This is a genomic window from Pseudomonas sp. TMW22089 (assembly GCF_022496645.1).
Lineage (GTDB): Bacteria > Pseudomonadota > Gammaproteobacteria > Pseudomonadales > Pseudomonadaceae > Aquipseudomonas > Aquipseudomonas paraversuta.
In genome coordinates, this window is record NZ_SCFG01000018.1 from 55,700 (window position 1) to 73,167 (window position 17,468).

The window sequence follows — 17,468 nt, forward strand, 5'->3', positions numbered from 1 at the left end:
GCAACACGTAACAGTGACTGTCTGGGGCTATAGCTCAGCTGGGAGAGCGCCTGCATGGCATGCAGGAGGTCAACGGTTCGATCCCGTTTAGCTCCACCAAATTTACAGTTCAATGCCTGGCCACACCGGCATTGAATCGATCAGCACTCAGCGCTGATCAGTGTTAGAAGGTTTGTGTCCCCTTCGTCTAGTGGCCTAGGACACCGCCCTTTCACGGCGGTAACAGGGGTTCGAGTCCCCTAGGGGACGCCAGTTTTACAGAAGCATCACGCAAGTGTTGCTCCGCCGCCAGGCGATAAATCGGGGCTATAGCTCAGCTGGGAGAGCGCCTGCATGGCATGCAGGAGGTCAACGGTTCGATCCCGTTTAGCTCCACCAATTTACAGTTCAAGGTCTGGCCACACCGGCCTTGAATCGATCACTGCTCAGCAGTGATCACTGTTAGAAGGGTTTGTGTCCCCTTCGTCTAGTGGCCTAGGACACCGCCCTTTCACGGCGGTAACAGGGGTTCGAGTCCCCTAGGGGACGCCACGATTACCCGCTCTGCGGGATTTATAAGGGTCATTCGGTTATTGAATGGCCCTTTTGTTTGTCTGCGATTTGGCAAAACTCCGACCTTTTCCCTTCGTCTGTATCCGCCCGCGCCTTCGTGCTGACCGGGTGCGTTACACTGCGGCCTTCATTCGCGTATGGAGAAACGGCATGAGTTGGGATCTGGCAACGCCATTCATCATTGATCTGCAAGTGCAGGCCGACGATATTGACGGGTTTGGCCATGCCAATAACGCTGCCTATGTGGTGTGGCTGGAACGTTGTGCCTGGCGGCATTCGCAGCGTCTGGGGCTGGACCTGAGTGCCTATCGTCGCCTCGACCGGGCAATGGCCGTGGCCCGCCATGAGATCGATTATCTGGCCAGCGCCTATGAAGGTGACGAGTTGCAACTGGCAACCTGGATTGTCGATTGTGACAAGCGCCTGCGCATGACCCGGCACTTTCAGCTGGTGCGCCCTTGCGACGGCGTAACCCTGCTGCGCGCACAAACCACCTTTGTCTGCATCGAACTGTCTACCGGCAAGGCCAAGCGCCTGCCGCCCGAGTTTCTGGAAGGTTATGGCCCGGCGGTCGTAACGGCCTGACAAGGGCGACAGCCTGATACCCGTTGGCCCCGGAACCCCGTAAACTGCCGCACGTTTTTTATGAGAGTCACCCATGCAAATTGCTTTGGCGCCGATGGAGGGGTTGGTCGACAACATCCTGCGTGATGTCCTGACCCGCACCGGCGGTATTGATTGGTGCGTCACCGAATTTATCCGGGTCACCGAACGTGTATTGCCAGAGGCGTACTTTCACAAGTTCGCCCCCGAACTCCAGCACGGCGCCAAAACCCGCGCCGGCGTGCCGCTGCGTGTGCAGCTTTTGGGTTCTGATCCGGCCTGTCTGGCGGATAACGCGGCATTGGCCTGTGAGTTGGGATCAGGGGTGATTGACCTCAATTTCGGCTGCCCGGCCAAAACCGTGAACAAGTCCCGGGGCGGAGCAGTATTGCTCAAAGAGCCCGAATTGCTACATGCGATTTTGTTGCAGGTGCGGCGCACGGTGCCAGCGCATATCCCGGTCACGGCCAAGATGCGGCTGGGCTTCGATACGCCTGACAGTGCCAATGAGTGCGCGATTGCCCTGGCCGAAGGGGGCGCCAGCCAGATCGTGGTGCATGCCCGGACCAAGATGGATGGCTACAAGCCGCCAGCGCACTGGGAATACATTGCCCAGGTGCAAGACGCGGTCAAGGTGCCGGTGTTTGCCAATGGCGATATCTGGTCGGTTGAAGACTGGCGCCGCTGCCGCGAAATCAGCGGGGCCGAGGACATCATGCTCGGTCGCGGACTGGTATCGCGTCCCGACCTGGCCCGGCAAATTGCTGCTGCAAAAGCCGGTGAAGAGGTGGTCGAAATGACCTGGGCCGACCTGCAGCCCATGATTCGCGACTTTTGGGCCCAGGCCGAGGCTCAGTTGACCCCGCGTTCCGCCCCTGGGCGGCTTAAGCAATGGCTGGCCATGCTGACCCGCAATTACCCCGAAGCCATGGTGCTGTTCAATGCCATGCGCCGCGAAACCGATTGTGAAAAGGTCAGGCATCTGGTCAATAACCCGTCTTCGGACGCTGCCTGACACGGCAAAAAAAAATTCAAAAAAAACCCTTGAAATGCGTTTGGCGGTCCCTATCTATGGGGTACGCGATGCCGAAAGCGGGTCGCGTAAACCAATCTCGCTGAAATCAGGAGGATGAAATTATGAGCACTGCACTTTCCATGGCGCCTCTGTTCCGTAATTCTGTCGGCTTTGACCGTTTTAGTGATTTGTTTGAAACCGCATTACGCAATGATTCCAGTGGCGGGTACCCACCTTACAACGTTGAAAAACGTGGTGAAGACAGCTATCGCATCGTGGTGGCAACGGCGGGGTTCCAGCAAGATGATCTGGACCTGCAAGTAGAGAAAGGTGTGCTGACCGTGAGCGGCAGCAAACGTGAAAGCACCAGCGAAGAAGGCGTTACCTTCTTGCATCAGGGCATCGCCCAAAGGGCATTCAAGCTGTCCTTCCGTCTCGATGACCATATCGAGATCAAGGGCGCAAACCTGAACAATGGTTTGCTCAGCATCGACCTGCAGCGGGTCGTGCCCGAAGAGGCGAAAGCCAAACGCATCCCTATCAACGGGGATCGGCAGGCTGCTCTGAACAACTGATTTGAGCAAGCGCCAGCCCGGGACCCCGTCTTTAAGGCGGGGTCTCTTGCTTTGGGCGCCCTTGAAGAGTGGTACGCAGGCATTTGTTCCGACCCTCTCCCCGGGGCAGGTGCCTGCTTTGGTTGTCACTCGGCTCCAGTCGGGGCCGGGTATACAGTCCTGAATATCACGGCTCTGTCGCAAGTTTGCGGCTCGATGCCCATCGGACCCTGTACCTGGGTCAGCAAACATTGAATAAATCCTGAGCCGGGCCCGGGGAGACGGGCCTGGTTGTCACGCATTACTTTGCGGCCTGATTCGCTGTGCCCTGGTAGTGCTTGAGATTTTTCTCGGCTTTGTAGCGCAGGGCTATATCAGGCACGCTGCCGCTCTTGCCGGTTTCTACCCAGTTGCGAATACGGCCGGCATCGGCAAAGTGGGTGTATTTGCCGAAGGCATCGAGAATCACCAGCGAAACCGGGCGATTACCCATTTCCGTGACCAGTACCAGGCAGTGTCCGGCCTGATTGGTGAAACCGGTTTTGGTCAGCTTGATGTTCCATTTGTCTTTATTGACCAGATGGTCGGTGTTGTGAAAACCCAGGGTGTAGTTGGGTTTGCGGAACGCCACGGTCTTTTCTTTGGTGGTGCTCAACTGGGTCAGCATCGGGTAATGCCGCGCTGCGGCCAGCAACTTGCTCAGGTCCCGGGCAGTGGACACGTTGCGCACCGACAGGCCGGTGGGCTCGACGTAATGGGTGCTCATCATGCCCAGGCTTTTGGCCTTGGCATTCATCGCCGCGATAAACGCCACATAACCGCCCGGATAATGATGCGCCAGGCTGGCGGCGGCACGGTTTTCCGAAGACATCAGGGTGATCAGCATCATTTCATGGCGCGACAGTTCGCTGCCCAGCTTGACCCGGGAGAACACGCCTTTCATTTCCGGGGTGTCGCTGATGTTGACCGAGATGTACTCATCCATCGACTGCTTGGCGTCGAGTACCACCATGGCGGTCATCAGCTTGCTGACCGACGCAATGGGGACAATGACATCAGGGTTGCTGGAGTAAATGATTTTGTTGGTCTGCAGGTCGACCAGCATCGCGCTGCCTGAAGCGATGTGCAGTTGTGACGTATCCCTTGGAGCCGAAGTGGCTTCGTTCGCTGCGGCGATCGAAGGGGCGGCGGTGCCTGTAAGAACTAAAAATAGGCTCAGAATCGAAAGATGAATTTTCACGCAGAATGACTCAAGGATGGTTGGGAAGTGCCGATCTGTAACGGTTATTTGAAACGTATCGTTACATTTCGTGAGTATGGATCAATAATCGTTGAAATGCCTGATTTCGCAGGGACTTGGAGCATGTATTTCAGGTAAATCGTTATTTGTAGACTTTCTCTGCCCGGGCAATTTGTCGATCCGGTCGGCTGCCGCGGGCGAGGGTAGCAGCTCAAAGCTGTGCGCTGGCTGAACGCGAGTGGGGCCGGCCGGCGTTTGCTTTGGCCCGGGACACTTAAGAGACCGGCAATTGTGTAAAATGCCGGCCCTTGAAACTGACCGGCCGGCCCGATGACTCCTGAAGCGTTAAGCACCCTGCACCTGCACCTATTGACTGCCTTGGAGACTGCGCCCGACGAAACCCGGCGTTTGTTCCATGGGCGCGGACGGTGCTGGCCGGGACTTGAGCAATTGACGGTGGACTGGCTGCAGGGCGTGCTCCTGGTTTCGCTATTCAAAGAGCCTGAGCCGGCGCAGCTAGAGGCATTGAAGCACCTGCTGCTGAACCTCTCGCAATCGGCGGTATGGCAAGCCAGCGGGGCGCACACGCTGGTGATGCAGCACCGCTACACACTCAACAGTGACAGCGAATGGCTGGTCGGCGAAGCGATTGATGAGTGGACGCTGACCGAAGGTGGCTTGCGCTACCGCGTCGACCTGGGCCGCAAGCAGAACAACGGCCTGTTCCTTGATATGCGCTACGGCCGTGACTGGGTACGGGCCAATGCCGAGGGCAAGCGGGTCCTGAATCTGTTTGCCTACACCTGCGGCTTCTCGGTCGCCGCCATCGAAGGCGGCGCCCAGCATGTGGTCAACCTCGATATGTCCCGTGCGGCATTGAGCCGTGGTCGCGACAATCACCGTCTCAATGCCCATGACATGAGCAAGGTGAGCTTCCTTGGCCATGAGCTGTTCAAGTCCTGGGGCAAGGTGAAAAGCATGGGCCCTTATGATTTGGTGATCATTGATCCGCCTTCCTTCCAGAAGGGCAGTTTTTTGCTGACCAAGGATTACCAGCGGGTGGTTCGGCGCCTGCCGGAGTTGCTCACTGAGAACGGCACGGTGCTGGCGTGCATGAACGATCCGGCTTTCGGCTCTGACTTCCTGATCGACGGCGTGACCCTTGATGCGCCGAGTTTGCGTTTCGTGCAGCGACTGGAGAACCCGCCTGAGTTTCCGGACGCCGATGCAGAGTGCGGTTTGAAAGCGCTGGTGTTCAAACAAGGGGTTTGACCGGCAAAAAAAAGCCCGCGGGGGAGGGTGCGGGCGAAGGGTTCATTGAATGAGCAGGGCGAATATACAGCTCGCTGCCAGTCAGAAATGTGAAACATATTTCATGCTTTGTTAGCCGGTGCGGGCTTACTTGGTGCGCGACGATTCAAACAGGAACCAGACGCGGCGTTCGGCCTCGTCGATCCAGTTTTCCAGCAGGCTGGTGGTCGCCACGTCGCCGAGTTCAGAACACATTTCGTGGGTCTCGCGCATGTAGGCGGCGAGCTGGATATTGTCTTCGCGCAACTCGGCCAGCATGTCGCTCGGGGTCACGAAGTCGGCGTCGTTGTCCAGCAGGCGCTGGAGTTTTTTGATGTGACCCACCGAGCGGATAGTGGTGCGACCCAGCTTGCGCACGCGCTCGGCAATGGCGTCGGTGGTGGCAAAAATCTGATCGGACTGCTCGTCCAGCAGCAGATGGAAGTCACGGAAGTGCGGGCCTGACATATGCCAGTGGAAGTTCTTGGTTTTCATGTAAATGGCAAAGGTATCGGCCAGCAGGGCATTCACTTCTGCCGCAATGTTGATGCAGGCTTCATCGCTCAGCGCCGAAGGTGTCCGCAGATCGGCCTTTCTGCTTTCCTTGGCGGATTTCAGGTCTTTCATGATGGTTCCTCGTGGTGGCTGGAAATGGGGATGACGCAGGGTGTCGGGCGTGTCTGTGCCGGCTGACTAAAGACCAGGAACTGCCTTTCGTCAAACGCACCCTGGAGCCGTCTACAGGTTGCGACCGGCGAAAGAGCAAGATTGTTCAATACTTTGGAACACCCTGCTGCGACCCTTTGCCACTGCTTATTGCCGGGATGTTTTTTGATGCCTACGACCCTTCCACGCGTCGCGTTCACCCGCGGTGCGATTGCTTGTCTTCCATTGACCCTGGCGTGTGCGCCCTGGGGGTTGCTGGCGGGTTCGACGGCAATTGATGCGCAATTGACCCCGCTGCAGAGTCAGGGTCTGTCGGTGTTTGTTTTTGCCGGGGCGGCCCAGTTGGTGGCCATTGGCATGATCAAGGGCGGCGCCAGTGTGATTTCAATCCTGCTGACCACCTTGCTCCTGACCTCGCAGCATTTGCTGTACGCGATGCATCTGCGCCCGCTGGTGTCGCCACTGCCGGTCAGGTGGCGGTTCGGGCTCGGGTTTCTGCTGACCGACGAATTTTTCGCCCTGGTCAGCCCCTATGACCAGAAGACCTTCAGTCGCTGGTACGCATTGGGTGTCGGGCTGTGCATGTACCTGGGCTGGAACCTCTTTACCCTGCTTGGGGTAATACTGGGCAAGAGCATTCCGGGGCTGGATCAACTGGGGCTGGAGTTCTCGATTGCCGCGACTTTTATCGCCCTGATTACACCCGTGGTGCGTAATGTGCCGACGGTGATCTGTGTCGCGGTCTCACTGCTGAGCGTGGTGCTGTTCAGTCACTGGCAGTGGGAGTCGGCGATTGTATTGGCGGGGCTGGCGGGCATGGCTGCAGGCTATGTGTGCAAGCGGCTGGGGGAGTACTTCGCATGATCTGGATGATTATCGCGGGGATGACCCTGATTCTGTTTTTCAACCGCTACCTGTTTCTGGAGCCGCGGTTGCCGATTCGCCTGAACCGGCGGGTAAAGGAGTTTCTCGGGTTTGCGGTGCCCGGGATGCTCACAGCCATTTGCGGGCCGATCATTTTTGTCAAAGATCACGGCCTCGACCTGGGGCCGGGCAATCCGTACCTGCTGGCCGGCCTGTGTGCGATAGGGCTGATGCTCTGGAGCCGCAACGTTCTGCTCAGTGTTGCGTTAAGCATGGGGCTGTTTTATCTGTTTCGCTGGTGGCTTTGATCTGGGCCGCAGCTCGCGTAGTGAAGGGACCGCTGACGGCAACGCCGTCACTGACCAGGTACCAGCAGGCCAGAAGGCCGTCGGCTCGAAGCCGGGCCGGTACTGCGCTACCGATGACAGACATGACATGAACTTTTGACATACAAACCTCTCTGCAAACAATGTTGCTAGCTTAAGGTCTGTGCCGGTGCGCAAATAATCATTGCGCGTGATAGTGGCCATTGATGCCAGTGAGGTCAGGGTCTAATCAACCACCTGGTCGAGCATCTGCATCACTTGCTGATCGCTGATGAGCCCTTCGCTTACAAGGTGCTGGGCCAGCAGCGACATGAGTTTCGCAGTGCGGTGGCCTTCGAGCTGCTTGAGCTCGGTGAGGGTGTTATAGACCTTGCTTGAAGTGCACAGGCCTGCGGTGCGGTGCGGGTTTTGTGTAGGCATACAGGTCGTCCTTGTTTTTATAAAGTGCTCTTGTTGGCTGTCCGGGTGCAGCGGACTGATGACCATCATGCCGCAACCCGCAGCATGAGGCTGTCTCAGCCGCGACACCCATGACATCTAATCAGACCTGGCGCCAGCTTCACAAGCCTGCCGGTGAACCCGCTGCTTACCAGCGCGGCGGGCCGTAGTAGCCGCGGGGCGGGCCGTAATACACCGGGTGCGGGCGACCATAGTAGCCCTGGTAATAGACCGGTTGTGGCGCCGGGACATAGACCGGCCGTGGCTGGTAATAGATCGGTTGCGGCTGGACATACACCGGCTGCTGGATATACACCGGACGTGGTTGTTGTGCAGCCATGACCGAGCCTGCAACGGTAGCGCCGACCACTGCACCGACAACGGCTGATCCGGCATCCCAACCGCCATGGGCGCTGGCTTGGCCTGCGACAGCCAAAGCGCCGATAAGCAAAGCTACTTTGGGGATGGTACGCATCATGACGATTCCTCTGGTTTCAGTCCCGACTTTGGCCACTGGGCCACGTAAACATTGCGGGGATAACTCTATGACCGCCTTTTTTGAAAAAACTGCGGAGCGCTTCGGTAAATATTGTGTAAGGTTTGCCCGGCGCTGAGACGTTTCAGCCCGGGCAGCAGCAATATGATCCAACAAAACTACCCACGCGGCTTGTGCCGTCGATCTGAAAGCAATCTGCAAGGAGATGAGCATGCAAATGAATCCGGATAAAGACACCCGACTGTGCATATCGCTGTCGGGCCGGCCGGGGAATTTCGGACTGCGTTTTCATAATCATCTATACGAGCAGCTGGGCCTGAACTTTTACTACAAGGCGTTCAGCAGCAAGGATCTGGCAGGGGCGGTGACCGGTATCCGGGCCCTGGGCATTCGCGGCTGCGGCGTGTCCATGCCCTTCAAGGAGGCCTGCATTGCGCTGGTCGATGAGCTGGATGCCTCGGCCCGGGCCATTGCGTCGATCAACACCATCGTCAATACCGATGGCCACTTGAAGGCCTACAACACCGACTACATCGCCATAGCCCAATTGCTGCGCGATCATAAAGTCCCGCAGCAAACCACATTCGCCCTGCGCGGCAGCGGTGGCATGGCCAAGGCAGTGGCATCGGCCTTGCGTGATGGTGGTTATCGCAATGGACTGATCGTGGCCCGCAATGAGGCGACGGGGGCGGGGCTGGCCAAAACCCTGGGTTATGCCTGGCAGCCGGAGCTGGGGGAGAGCAGGCCGCAGATGCTGATCAACACCACGCCCGTGGGCATGACGGGGGGTGCCGAGGCGAATGATCTGGCGTTTGCAGAAGATGCAATTGCGCAGGCAGAAATCATCTTCGATGTGGTGGCCATTCCGGCTGAAACGCCATTGATCCTTTGCGCTCGGGCTCAGGGCAAGCGGGTGATTACCGGCCTTGAGGTCATTGCGATCCAGGCCCTGGAGCAGTTTGTGCTGTACACCGGCGTGCGGCCCACAGCCGAGCAGTTCAAGGCCGCGGTGGCGTTTGCCCGTAGCTGAGTGAAGGAGCGGGCGCGTTATTTCGCCCGCTCTACGGATTTACTCGAGTTCCGCCAGACGTGCTTCGAGCGCGGCGATTCGCGCCTCAAGGGCTTCAAAGCGTTCCAGTGATACGCCGGCACTGGCGCTGCTGCGCTCGGCAGGTTGCTGGCGGGCCGAGATGATTGTTTCGATATCGGCCGGGTCGCCCAGAGCGTGCATGTAGCGGTCTTCGCGCTGGCCGGACTGGCGCGGCACCAGCAGCGCCAGATCACGGGCGATCAGGCGCTCCAGCTGGTGTTGCACTTGTTCGGTGTCTTCGAAATCGTGCATGCGTGAGCTGCGGGTCAGCAGCTCATTGAGGGTTTGCGGGCCCCGCAAAAACAGCAGCCCCAGCAGGATCACCTGGGCCGGAACCAGCTCCAGCGCCTTGTCGACCTTGTGTTCCCAGCGGTCGGCACGGCTGCCCATCACCAGCCGGGTAAAGCCGCGACCTTCCAGTGCGCGCAGGCTTTGTCCGACCTGGCCCTGGGTCAGGCTCATCACCGGCTCGCGGCTGGTTTTCTGATTGCAGGCCAGCAGCAGGGCGTTGAGGGTCAGTGGATAAGTTTCAGGGTGGGTGGCCTGTTTCTCGATCAGGGAGCCGAGAATGCGGATCTCGATGCTGTTGAGACGAGGTCCGGTGTCAGATTCGATCTGCGGGTTTTCTGTGGACTGACTCGCTGGGGATTCCATTTCTCTTCTCCATTTTTAGCCAGCGGCCATTGTGGAGTCTTTTGCCCGTTAGAGCGACTGTCTTGATTGGCCCCGCAGGGGGCTGGCCCGGGCAGTACCTGCGGGGAGGGCGGTTAGCGGTTGACCAGTTTGGCCGGCAGCGCAATCACCAGCAGGCTGCTCAGTAGCAGACAGCCGGCAAAGAACCACAGTGCGCCGGCACCGCTGCCGGTGACGTCGATGGCAATGCCCATCAGCGAATTACTCACCAGCCCGGCAATATTGGCCAGCGAGCAGGCCAGGGCGAACCCGGTAGCGGCGGCCCGGCCCTTGAGAAAGGTCGCCGGCAAACTGAAGAACACCGGTACGGCCCCGATGATGGCGGCCGAAGCAATGGCGAACAGCAAAACCGTGGCAAACACGTTGTGGTTAAAGAAGGTGGTGGCGGCCATGGCTGCCGCACCAATCAAAAAGGGCACGATGATATGCCAGCGCCGTTCGCGACGACGGTCCGAACTGGCACCGATCATCAGCATGCCAACCAGGGCGGCGGCACTGGGCAGTGCGGTCAGCACACCGATATGAAAGTTGTCGGCCACCCCAGCGTTGCGAATGAAGGTCGGCATCCAGAACGCCATGGCGTAGGCGCTGAGCAGGATGGAAAAGTCGATGCCGCCGAGCATCCAGACCTTGAGGTTGAAAAAGCCGTCACGGAAGCTGTGCTTGCTGTTTTTGCCCTCGACGTCATCCAGGCGCAGTTCGCCTTCGAGCAAGGCTTTTTCTTCGTCGTTCAACCATTTGGCTTTGTGATGGTTATCCGGCAGTACCCAGAACGTCAGGATGCCGAGCAGCACGCTGGGTACGGCTTCGACGATAAACAGCCATTGCCAGCCGCGCAGGCCGGCGGTGTTGTCGAAGGCGCCCATGATCCAGCCTGACAGCGGCCCGCCGATCACGCTGGAAAGCGGCATGCCGATCATGAACAGGGCAATGATGCGCCCGCGCCGATAGGTCGGAAACCAGGTGGTCAGGTAGTACAGCACGCCCGGCAGAAACCCGGCTTCGGCCGCACCCAGCAGAAAGCGTACAAAGTAGAACTGGGTCGGGGTGGTGACCAGCATGGTGCAGGCCGACAGCAGGCCCCAGGTAATCATGATCCGGGCAATCCAGACCTTGGCCCCGACCTTCTCCAGCGCCAGGTTGCTCGGCACCTCGAACAGGATATAACCGACGAAAAACAGGCCCGCGCCAAGGCCGAATGCGGTCTCGCTGAAATGCAGGTCTTGCAGCATTTGCAGCTTGGCGAAGCCGATGTTGATCCGGTCCAGATAGGACGCCAGATAACAGAAGCAAAGAAAGGGGATCAGTTTCCAGGTGATCTTGTGATAGAGCGCCTTGACGGGATCTGCCACAGGGGTCGCAAGGGTTGTTCCAGCATTTGCAGAGGGCATGTGTGTCTCCTGGCGGTGACTTATGTTTGTTTTTGTGTAGCCGCGATCAGTGCTTTGGCAGGCTCGTAAAGCGGCTTCCAAAGGCAGTGTCAGAAGACTGGGCCGGCCCTCCTCGATGCTCGGAGTGAGGCCTTGCCCAGTTGTGGCGACCGGTGCTCTGCGGCCCGGTTCTATGGCGGATTTCCCTGTCTGCCGGATGTTACTCAAACGCTTTTGGCGAATTGCTCCATGGCCTCCCGTTTGCTCACCACATCGCCATATTTACTGTCGATATCGAACAGGTTGGCTTCATGCGGCGCGCTGTGCCGGTCACCGACACACTCGCGCACAACGATGGTGCGAAAGCCGTGTTGCACGGCATCCACTGCTGTTGCGCGGATGCAGCCACTGGTGGAGCAGCCTGCGAGGACCAGGGTGTCGATACCCTGGGCGTGCAACAGCGATGCCAGGCTGGTGCCGAAAAACGAACTGGCGTATTGCTTGCTGATCACCACTTCATCCGCATTCGGTGTGACCGCTTCGCAGAAGGCGGCCAGCGGGTTGCCCTCGACCATGTCTTTCATCACCGGGGCTTTTTTAAGCCAGATCCCGCCGTCGGCAAAATGCCCCGGGTGGTAGCGGATATTGGTATGCACCACCAAAACTCCGTGGTCACGGGCGCAGGCCAGCAGCCCGGCACTCTCGGCGACAGCGCTGACCACGCCCGGGGCGAACAGGGGGGCGCCCTCGCGGGTATAACCCTGCATGAAATCCACCATCAGCAAGGCCGGCTTGTTGCCAAAACCGATGCGCTGGCCCCATACGCCCTGATAGTTGGCGTCGGCACTTTGTTCCTGGCTCATGACTTTGCTCCTATTTATAAGCGCCCGAAAGCAGCGCGCCGGCGCCCGGCACTATGGGTTCCAGATCGAGGGCCTTGAGCATGGCGTAAGTGGTGGCAATGGCGGCAGTCAGTACCGGGATTCCGGTTTGCGCTTCAACCTGGGGCACCACGGGCAAGGATTGCATTTGCACGCAGGCAGATAGCACGATCACGTCCACGCCTTCAAGGTTCATGCTGCTGACAATGGCCGGTAACCTGGCTGGATCATGCAGGGCTACTTGCAGATTGTCGGGGATTTCCAGGGCGCGCCAGTCCACCACTTCAAACCCTTCCTCGCGAATGTAATCCACCACCAGCTGTGTCAGCGGCTTCATGTACGGCGCCACGATGGCGATTTTTTTGGCGCCCATCACCTTGAGGCCGTCGATCAGTGCGCCGGCGCTGGTAATGACCGGTGCAGTGGCGTCGTTATCGGCCGTGGCCCGGGTCAGGCGCGCCTCGGATTTGCGATGGTAGCCCAGGCCCATGGCCATGATCGCCACCAGGCAGGCGTAGCCCAGTACGTCGACTTTGGCGTCGGACAGTTCGATGGCGCAGCGGTCGGATTCGCCGTCCATTGCTGCCAGTTCTTCCTTGCGCACCTGTTTCATGCGCATGCGGCTGGAGTGGAAGGTGAAGCGTTCGGGGCGGATCAATTGGCGTGCGGTGAGCATCGCCGGAATCTCGGTTTCCATGGTGGTGTTGGAGCTCGGCACAATCTGGCCGATGCGGTAAGGCTTGATCACAGAGTGTCTCCTTAAAAGCGTTGCGCAGAATGCGGATCAGTGGCGGGCGAGGAAGTCGCGGCATGCGCCGAGAAAACCTTCAAGGTCATCCCAGGGGATCATGTGCCCGGCGTTCGGCACCCGGGCTATCTGGATCCGTGGCTGCAGCTCGAGGATTTGCGCTTCGTCGGCGGCCTGTATCACTGCGCCACGCCCGGCGACCATCAGCAGCGCGGGCACGGTGAGTTTTGGCAGGTCTTGATGGAAGTCCACGTCATGGAAATCGTTGAAGGCGCGAACGATGGCGGGCTCATAACAGGTGTGCAGCCATTCGGCGCGCAATTGCAGTTGCTCCAGGCTCCAGGTGGGGCAGAAGGCGCGCATGGCCTCGGCGTCCATGCCTTGTTCGGCCTGGCGGATCGAGTCCACGTACCACGCCAGTTTGCTGGGGTACTCGCGTCGACCCGGGCCGGATACCGGAGGATCGATCAGCACCAGGCTTTTCACTGCGCCCGGATTGCGTGCGGCACTGCGTACGGCAAAGCGTGCGCCCATGGAGTGGCCGGCCAGGTGATAGCCATCAAAGCCCATGGCCTGGGCGAAAGCGCTGATGTCGTCCGCGCAGGTATCGGCGCTGTAATCCAGTTCGGGGCCGGTGGAAGACAGGCCGCGCCCCCGTACATCAAGTACATAGGTGTCGTAATCGGCGCCAAGGCGTTCGGCGACAAAGCCCCAGGTAATGGCCGGGCTGGTGATGCCCGGGATCAGCAGCAACACCGGTTTTACCGAGTCGTGCTGGCTGCCGTAGCGCAGGTAATGCTGGCGAATGCCATTGGCCTGGACATTGCCGCCCTCTATGAATGTGCTCATGCCGGTACTTCCGACTCAAGGGAGTGGCTGTACAGGTCGTAGCCGTAGACCCAGGCCGGATCTTCCTGGGTGCGCAGCCAGGTGTTGGCGTTGGACACGGCCTGGACCCGCGAGGCGCGATCCTTGCGGTTGGCTTCGTACAGTTTGAACGCGGTGCGGTAGTCGCCCAGGCCGGTTTCCTGCAGGCAACGGGTCAACATGGCGGCATCTTCGATGGCCATGCCGGCACCCTGGGCCATGTGCGGCTTCATGGGATGGCAGGCATCGCCCAGCAACACCAGGCGTCCGCGGCTCCACAACGGCAGTGGATTGCGATTGAGCAGCGGCCACTTGGTCACGCTTTCACTGGACTCAATCAGCGCCTGAACGGTGGGGTTGTAACCCTCGAAAGCCTGGTACATCTCTTCGCGGCTGCTGTCGACGAAATTGCCCTGGAAGTCCCACGCCTCATGGGGAACCCCGGTGACGTAGTAGTACTCGTCGCGCTTGGCGGTGGTGTGATAGACCATCATGTGGCGGTCGTGGCTCCACCACTTCACACAGTTCTCGAAGTCGAGGTTGTATTTGCCCAGGGTTTCGCTGCGGATCAGCGCGCGATGGGCAACCCAGCCGCTGTAGAGCGGTTTTTCTGCGCCGAGCAATTCTTCGCGGATTTTAGAATTGATGCCATCGGCACCAATCACGATGTCGGCTTCGGTGCTGGTGCCGTCGCTGAAGTGCAGGCGTACCAGCGAATCGGTTTCTTCAAGGCGGGTCAGGCATTTATTGAAGTGGGTGGTGCCCGGCGCGATGGTCGACATTTGCAGCGCATGCAAATCGCCGCGATGCACCGTGATATAGGCGGCGCCGTATTCTTTGCGGGCAAACTCGCCCAGCGGGATGCGCGACAGGTAGTCGCCGCTGGCACCGTCCCGGCTGAACCAGAAATCGGGGTGCGAGCCCATGTCGCTCAACTTCTGTTCGATGCCCATGCGGCGGAAAATTTTCATGATATTCGGCCCCATGTGAATACCCGCGCCAATGCGGGAAAACGCGGGGGCCTGCTCATAAATATCGACCTGGAACCCGGCTTTTTGCAGCAGCGTGGCCGCTGCGGCGCCTCCAAGACCTGCGCCGACGATGGCGATTTTTTGTTTTACGGGCATGCAAGGCTTCCTTTTTCTAGAGCGGGAGCGGTTGCCGGGACCATGGGCCTCGGCCAGACATTTACAGTGTATACGCTATTAATTTTCAAGCTGTATAGCCCCTCAGAAAAATAAATACTTTTCCTGAGGGCTGTTTTCAGCCTTGAAAGCCACTAATTGTTGGGCTCTAACTGTTGTGTGGTTTTTTTGGTTTTTCGGAAAATAATGTTCATCAGTTATTAAATAGTGTGTACGCTTTAGTTGAGCGGCTGAAACGCTCTGCCTGATTTGGTGCGACGGGCAGTTCGGCGTTTGCCCCCTGCAGCGATTCGATAGAGAGGATGAGTAAATGCCGGTGAGCGACTGCGAGTTGACGCAAATGTTTGAGCACGTGTTGCAACTGTCCCGAGTGGACGCGACCCAGAGTGTCGCAGTGCTCAAAAGCCACTATTCCGATCCGCGTACGGTGCGGGCCGCCATGGACGCCGCCCAGCGTCTTGGGGCCAAGGTCTACGCCGTGGAATTGCCCTCGTTCAATCACCCGACGGCCATGGGTAATGACATGACGGCTTACTGCGGGGACACCGCGCTCACGGGCAACATTGCGGCGCAACGGGCGCTGGAGGCGGCGGATCTGGTGGTCGATACCATGATGCTGCTGCATTCGCCGGAGCAGGAGCAGATCCTCAAGACCGGAACCCGGATTCTGTTGGCGGTTGAACCCCCGGAAGTGCTGGCGCGGATGCTACCGACCCTGGCCGACAAGGAGCGGGTGATGGCGGCCGGAAAACTGCTGGAGCAAGCGCGCTCCATGCATGTCAGATCCAGGGCAGGGAGTGATTTCAAGGCGTTGCTGGGGCAGTACCCGGCCGTGACCGAGTATGGTTTTGCCGATGAGCCGGGGCGTTGGGACCATTGGCCCAGCGGTTTCCTGTTCTCCTGGCCGAATGAAGAAACCGCCGAAGGCGTGCTGGTAATCGATGTCGGCGATATCATCTTGCCGTTCAAGAACTATTCGCGAGAGCGCATCACCCTGGAAATCGACAAGGGTTTCATTACCTCGATTCATGGCGGGTTCGAAGCCGAGTATTTGCGCGACTACCTGAAGTATTTCAACGACCCGGAGGTGTACGGCATTTCCCATATCGGTTGGGGTTTGCAGCCGCGCGCCCAATGGACGGCGATGGGCCTGCACGACAAGAACGACGGAATGTGCATGGATGCGCGGGCATTCGAGGGTAACTTCCTGTTTTCCACCGGGCCCAATACCGAGGTCGGTGGCACGCGCAAGACCCCGTGCCATCTGGATATCCCGTTGCGTCATTGCGATATCTATCTTGATGATCAGGCGGTGGTTGCCGGCGGTGTGGTACTGGCCCGCTAAACCAGGCCCGCCCGGGTCAGGGGCCGGTGTTGTGGGAGCCGGCTCCTGCATGGGCGTTGCGACACAGATTGAGCATTACCCCGATCATGGCCCCGCAGGTTAAGGTCATGACCTCTCACCCTTGAATTGAAAGAGGCCGTTGTGCCGGATACGAAAGACAAAAAACCAGGCCGTCAGGCCGCTTATGATTTCTGCGAACAGCCAGGCCATTTGTTGCGCAAGGCCTATCAGCGCAACATGGCGATTTTTCAGCAAAATGTCGGCAACTCGCAGTTGACTGCGGTGCAGTTCATCACCCTGTGTGCCGTTCGGGATCACGGGCCCAGTTCCTTGAGTGAGCTGATCAAGGCCACTGCAGTCGATCAGGCAACCATTCGCGGCATAGTCGAGCGTCTTCAGGCCCGCGACCTGATCACCCTCAAGCCCGCCGTGCAGGACAAGCGCAAAGTCATCGTCAGTCTCACCCCGGCGGGTGAGCAATTAGTGCGCGAGACCGAGCCCCATGCACTGCAAGTGAGCGAGCTGACCATGAGCAAACTCAACCCGGCAGAGCGGGTCGCACTCCTGTATTTACTGCGCAAAATGGTGGATGAAGGCAGCGAATAAGCTTTCCCCAACCTTGTGGCATCGTTCTTGCTCTGGCTTGTATGAAGTGTTTACTTCATCAAAACCGGAGTGAATCAGGGTCTGCCTGTGCAGGCCTTTGTTACGCCTGTTTCATGAAGTAAACACTTAATAAGATCCGCCTCCAACAGTGCGGACGATGTTACTTGGGGAAGCCTTGAATGAGCGATCACACCCTTGCGCCTGTCAGAACGGTAACACTGCACGTCAACGGCCAGCCTGTCGTGGTCAGTGCCATGGCCGATACCCCGCTGTTGCTGATCCTGCGCAATGACTTGCAGCTCAACGGCCCTAAATATGGCTGTGGTCTGGGGGAGTGCGGTGTCTGCACGGTGATCATTGACGGGGTGGCTGCCCGCTCCTGTGTCTTCCCGTTGTCCGGTGCCGAGGGGCGCACCATTACCACCCTTGAAGGCCTCGGCAGCCGGGCGCAGCCGCACCTGGTGCAGCAGGCCTTTATCGATGAGCAGGCTGCGCAATGCGGCTACTGCATGAACGGCATGATCATGACCGCCAAGGCGCTGCTTGATCGCATTCCCCACCCCAGCGAAGCGCAAGTTCGAAACGAACTGTCAGCCAACCTCTGTCGCTGCGGCACCCATCTCGAAATCATTCGCGCGGTCATGCTTGCCGCCCGTCAAATGCCCTGAACGGATTGATG

At 58.8% G+C, this 17,468-nt stretch carries 21 protein-coding genes and 4 tRNA genes; 14 read left to right on the forward strand and 11 right to left on the reverse strand.

From position 1 onward, the window contains the following. Window positions 1-23 precede the first annotated feature (23 nt). The 7 genes from EQV90_RS16025 to EQV90_RS16055 all read left to right on the forward strand — a co-directional run bounded on the left by EQV90_RS16025 (window position 24) and on the right by EQV90_RS16055 (window position 2,745). Window positions 24-99, forward strand: a tRNA-Ala gene (locus EQV90_RS16025). A gap of 77 nt (window positions 100-176) precedes the next feature. After that, window positions 177-252 (forward strand) — tRNA-Glu (locus tag EQV90_RS16030). Between the two features lie 50 nt (window positions 253-302). After that, window positions 303-378 (forward strand) — tRNA-Ala (locus EQV90_RS16035). A 77-nt stretch (window positions 379-455) separates the two neighbouring features. Beyond that, a tRNA-Glu gene (locus EQV90_RS16040) sits at window positions 456-531 on the forward strand. Between the two features lie 171 nt (window positions 532-702). Beyond that, window positions 703-1,137, forward strand: coding sequence for a thioesterase family protein (locus EQV90_RS16045; protein WP_003447310.1), 435 nt, complete (start codon window positions 703-705; stop codon window positions 1,135-1,137). Between the two features lie 73 nt (window positions 1,138-1,210). Next, a complete protein-coding gene (locus tag EQV90_RS16050) occupies window positions 1,211-2,170 on the forward strand; it encodes a tRNA-dihydrouridine synthase (protein ID WP_240878394.1) in 960 nt (319 codons plus the stop codon). Between the two features lie 122 nt (window positions 2,171-2,292). Then, the gene (locus EQV90_RS16055; RefSeq protein ID WP_003447312.1) at window positions 2,293-2,745 is read left to right on the forward strand and encodes an Hsp20 family protein; all 453 of its coding nucleotides are present in this window, start codon (window positions 2,293-2,295) and stop codon (window positions 2,743-2,745) included. Between the two features lie 280 nt (window positions 2,746-3,025). Here the strand turns inward: EQV90_RS16055 and pbpG are convergent, their stop codons facing one another. Continuing rightward, window positions 3,026-3,964: a D-alanyl-D-alanine endopeptidase gene (gene pbpG, locus EQV90_RS16060; protein WP_029612469.1), complete on the reverse strand. Its 939-nt coding sequence runs from the start codon at window positions 3,962-3,964 to the stop codon at window positions 3,026-3,028. Window positions 3,965-4,294: 330 nt separating this feature from the next. On the opposite strand from pbpG, the gene EQV90_RS16065 reads away from it, so the two are divergent. Continuing rightward, a complete protein-coding gene (locus EQV90_RS16065; protein WP_003447314.1) occupies window positions 4,295-5,236 on the forward strand; it encodes a class I SAM-dependent methyltransferase in 942 nt (313 codons plus the stop codon). Window positions 5,237-5,362: 126 nt separating this feature from the next. Here EQV90_RS16065 and EQV90_RS16070 read toward each other — a convergent pair whose 3' ends face one another. After that, window positions 5,363-5,881, reverse strand: a complete 519-nt coding sequence (locus EQV90_RS16070) for a DNA starvation/stationary phase protection protein (protein ID WP_003447315.1) — start codon at window positions 5,879-5,881, stop codon at window positions 5,363-5,365. Between the two features lie 207 nt (window positions 5,882-6,088). Here EQV90_RS16070 and EQV90_RS16075 point away from each other — a divergent pair, with 207 nt between their 5' ends. Together EQV90_RS16075 and EQV90_RS16080 are read left to right on the forward strand one after the other, a co-directional pair. Continuing rightward, window positions 6,089-6,784, forward strand: a complete 696-nt coding sequence (locus tag EQV90_RS16075) for an AzlC family ABC transporter permease (protein WP_003447316.1) — start codon at window positions 6,089-6,091, stop codon at window positions 6,782-6,784. Then, the gene (locus EQV90_RS16080; protein ID WP_003447318.1) at window positions 6,781-7,092 is read left to right on the forward strand and encodes an AzlD domain-containing protein; all 312 of its coding nucleotides are present in this window, start codon (window positions 6,781-6,783) and stop codon (window positions 7,090-7,092) included. Before EQV90_RS16075 ends, EQV90_RS16080 begins: the two co-directional genes overlap by 4 nt. Here the strand turns inward: EQV90_RS16080 and EQV90_RS16085 are convergent. The 3 genes from EQV90_RS16085 to EQV90_RS16095 form a co-directional block, all read right to left on the reverse strand. After that, window positions 7,040-7,234, reverse strand: a complete 195-nt coding sequence (locus EQV90_RS16085; RefSeq protein WP_081481304.1) for a hypothetical protein — start codon at window positions 7,232-7,234, stop codon at window positions 7,040-7,042. The two genes, EQV90_RS16080 and EQV90_RS16085, sit on opposite strands and share 53 nt — an antisense overlap. Window positions 7,235-7,335: 101 nt before the next feature. Further along, a complete protein-coding gene (locus EQV90_RS16090) occupies window positions 7,336-7,530 on the reverse strand; it encodes a hypothetical protein (protein ID WP_003447320.1) in 195 nt (64 codons plus the stop codon). Between the two features lie 166 nt (window positions 7,531-7,696). Further along, a complete protein-coding gene (locus EQV90_RS16095) occupies window positions 7,697-8,026 on the reverse strand; it encodes a hypothetical protein (protein WP_240878395.1) in 330 nt (109 codons plus the stop codon). A 229-nt stretch (window positions 8,027-8,255) separates the two neighbouring features. On the opposite strand from EQV90_RS16095, the gene EQV90_RS16100 reads away from it, so the two are divergent. Further along, on the forward strand, window positions 8,256-9,074 hold the full coding sequence (locus EQV90_RS16100) for a shikimate 5-dehydrogenase (protein WP_240878396.1): 819 nt from the start codon (window positions 8,256-8,258) through the stop codon (window positions 9,072-9,074). A gap of 39 nt (window positions 9,075-9,113) precedes the next feature. Here EQV90_RS16100 and EQV90_RS16105 read toward each other — a convergent pair whose 3' ends face one another. From EQV90_RS16105 to EQV90_RS16130, 6 genes are all read right to left on the reverse strand, one after another. Continuing rightward, window positions 9,114-9,788, reverse strand: a complete 675-nt coding sequence (locus tag EQV90_RS16105) for a DUF480 domain-containing protein (protein WP_003447323.1) — start codon at window positions 9,786-9,788, stop codon at window positions 9,114-9,116. A gap of 113 nt (window positions 9,789-9,901) precedes the next feature. After that, entirely contained in the window at window positions 9,902-11,218 is a 1,317-nt protein-coding gene (locus EQV90_RS16110) for an MFS transporter (protein ID WP_010656144.1), read from the reverse strand. A 203-nt stretch (window positions 11,219-11,421) separates the two neighbouring features. After that, window positions 11,422-12,060 (reverse strand): N-carbamoylsarcosine amidohydrolase, encoded by a 639-nt coding sequence (locus EQV90_RS16115; RefSeq protein WP_003447325.1) that lies wholly within the window; start codon window positions 12,058-12,060, stop codon window positions 11,422-11,424. Between the two features lie 10 nt (window positions 12,061-12,070). After that, on the reverse strand, window positions 12,071-12,775 hold the full coding sequence (locus EQV90_RS16120; RefSeq protein ID WP_177412951.1) for an Asp/Glu racemase: 705 nt from the start codon (window positions 12,773-12,775) through the stop codon (window positions 12,071-12,073). An 87-nt stretch (window positions 12,776-12,862) separates the two neighbouring features. Beyond that, window positions 12,863-13,675 (reverse strand): alpha/beta hydrolase, encoded by an 813-nt coding sequence (locus tag EQV90_RS16125; RefSeq protein ID WP_240878397.1) that lies wholly within the window; start codon window positions 13,673-13,675, stop codon window positions 12,863-12,865. After that, entirely contained in the window at window positions 13,672-14,820 is a 1,149-nt protein-coding gene (locus EQV90_RS16130; protein ID WP_010656143.1) for an FAD-dependent monooxygenase, read from the reverse strand. Before EQV90_RS16130 ends, EQV90_RS16125 begins: the two co-directional genes overlap by 4 nt. Window positions 14,821-15,148: 328 nt before the next feature. Here EQV90_RS16130 and EQV90_RS16135 point away from each other — a divergent pair, with 328 nt between their 5' ends. The 3 genes from EQV90_RS16135 (at window position 15,149) to EQV90_RS16145 (ending at window position 17,457) form a co-directional block, all read left to right on the forward strand. Next, window positions 15,149-16,183 carry a 2,5-dihydroxypyridine 5,6-dioxygenase gene (locus EQV90_RS16135; RefSeq protein ID WP_003447329.1) on the forward strand — a complete coding sequence of 345 codons (1,035 nt, stop codon included), beginning with the start codon at window positions 15,149-15,151 and terminating at the stop codon, window positions 16,181-16,183. Window positions 16,184-16,324: 141 nt separating this feature from the next. Then, entirely contained in the window at window positions 16,325-16,789 is a 465-nt protein-coding gene (locus EQV90_RS16140) for a MarR family winged helix-turn-helix transcriptional regulator (protein ID WP_127195944.1), read from the forward strand. Between the two features lie 179 nt (window positions 16,790-16,968). After that, window positions 16,969-17,457 carry a (2Fe-2S)-binding protein gene (locus tag EQV90_RS16145; RefSeq protein WP_240878398.1) on the forward strand — a complete coding sequence of 163 codons (489 nt, stop codon included), beginning with the start codon at window positions 16,969-16,971 and terminating at the stop codon, window positions 17,455-17,457. Window positions 17,458-17,468: the final 11 nt, after the last annotated feature.

What these genes read in the sequence shown, in the direction of transcription:
- EQV90_RS16045 (WP_003447310.1), top strand. Translation starts at nt 703, where the DNA reads ATGAGTTGGGATCTGGCAACGCCATTCATCATTGATCTGCAAGTGCAG.
- EQV90_RS16050 (WP_240878394.1), top strand. Translation starts at nt 1,211, where the DNA reads ATGCAAATTGCTTTGGCGCCGATGGAGGGGTTGGTCGACAACATCCTG.
- EQV90_RS16055 (WP_003447312.1), top strand. Translation starts at nt 2,293, where the DNA reads ATGAGCACTGCACTTTCCATGGCGCCTCTGTTCCGTAATTCTGTCGGC.
- EQV90_RS16065 (WP_003447314.1), top strand. Translation starts at nt 4,295, where the DNA reads ATGACTCCTGAAGCGTTAAGCACCCTGCACCTGCACCTATTGACTGCC.
- EQV90_RS16070 (WP_003447315.1), bottom strand. Translation starts at nt 5,881, where the DNA reads ATGAAAGACCTGAAATCCGCCAAGGAAAGCAGAAAGGCCGATCTGCGG.
- EQV90_RS16075 (WP_003447316.1), top strand. Translation starts at nt 6,089, where the DNA reads ATGCCTACGACCCTTCCACGCGTCGCGTTCACCCGCGGTGCGATTGCT.
- EQV90_RS16080 (WP_003447318.1), top strand. Translation starts at nt 6,781, where the DNA reads ATGATCTGGATGATTATCGCGGGGATGACCCTGATTCTGTTTTTCAAC.
- EQV90_RS16085 (WP_081481304.1), bottom strand. Translation starts at nt 7,234, where the DNA reads ATGTCAAAAGTTCATGTCATGTCTGTCATCGGTAGCGCAGTACCGGCC.
- EQV90_RS16090 (WP_003447320.1), bottom strand. Translation starts at nt 7,530, where the DNA reads ATGCCTACACAAAACCCGCACCGCACCGCAGGCCTGTGCACTTCAAGC.
- EQV90_RS16095 (WP_240878395.1), bottom strand. Translation starts at nt 8,026, where the DNA reads ATGATGCGTACCATCCCCAAAGTAGCTTTGCTTATCGGCGCTTTGGCT.
- EQV90_RS16100 (WP_240878396.1), top strand. Translation starts at nt 8,256, where the DNA reads ATGCAAATGAATCCGGATAAAGACACCCGACTGTGCATATCGCTGTCG.
- EQV90_RS16105 (WP_003447323.1), bottom strand. Translation starts at nt 9,788, where the DNA reads ATGGAATCCCCAGCGAGTCAGTCCACAGAAAACCCGCAGATCGAATCT.
- EQV90_RS16110 (WP_010656144.1), bottom strand. Translation starts at nt 11,218, where the DNA reads ATGCCCTCTGCAAATGCTGGAACAACCCTTGCGACCCCTGTGGCAGAT.
- EQV90_RS16115 (WP_003447325.1), bottom strand. Translation starts at nt 12,060, where the DNA reads ATGAGCCAGGAACAAAGTGCCGACGCCAACTATCAGGGCGTATGGGGC.
- EQV90_RS16120 (WP_177412951.1), bottom strand. Translation starts at nt 12,775, where the DNA reads ATGGAAACCGAGATTCCGGCGATGCTCACCGCACGCCAATTGATCCGC.
- EQV90_RS16125 (WP_240878397.1), bottom strand. Translation starts at nt 13,675, where the DNA reads ATGAGCACATTCATAGAGGGCGGCAATGTCCAGGCCAATGGCATTCGC.
- EQV90_RS16130 (WP_010656143.1), bottom strand. Translation starts at nt 14,820, where the DNA reads ATGCCCGTAAAACAAAAAATCGCCATCGTCGGCGCAGGTCTTGGAGGC.
- EQV90_RS16135 (WP_003447329.1), top strand. Translation starts at nt 15,149, where the DNA reads ATGCCGGTGAGCGACTGCGAGTTGACGCAAATGTTTGAGCACGTGTTG.
- EQV90_RS16145 (WP_240878398.1), top strand. Translation starts at nt 16,969, where the DNA reads ATGAGCGATCACACCCTTGCGCCTGTCAGAACGGTAACACTGCACGTC.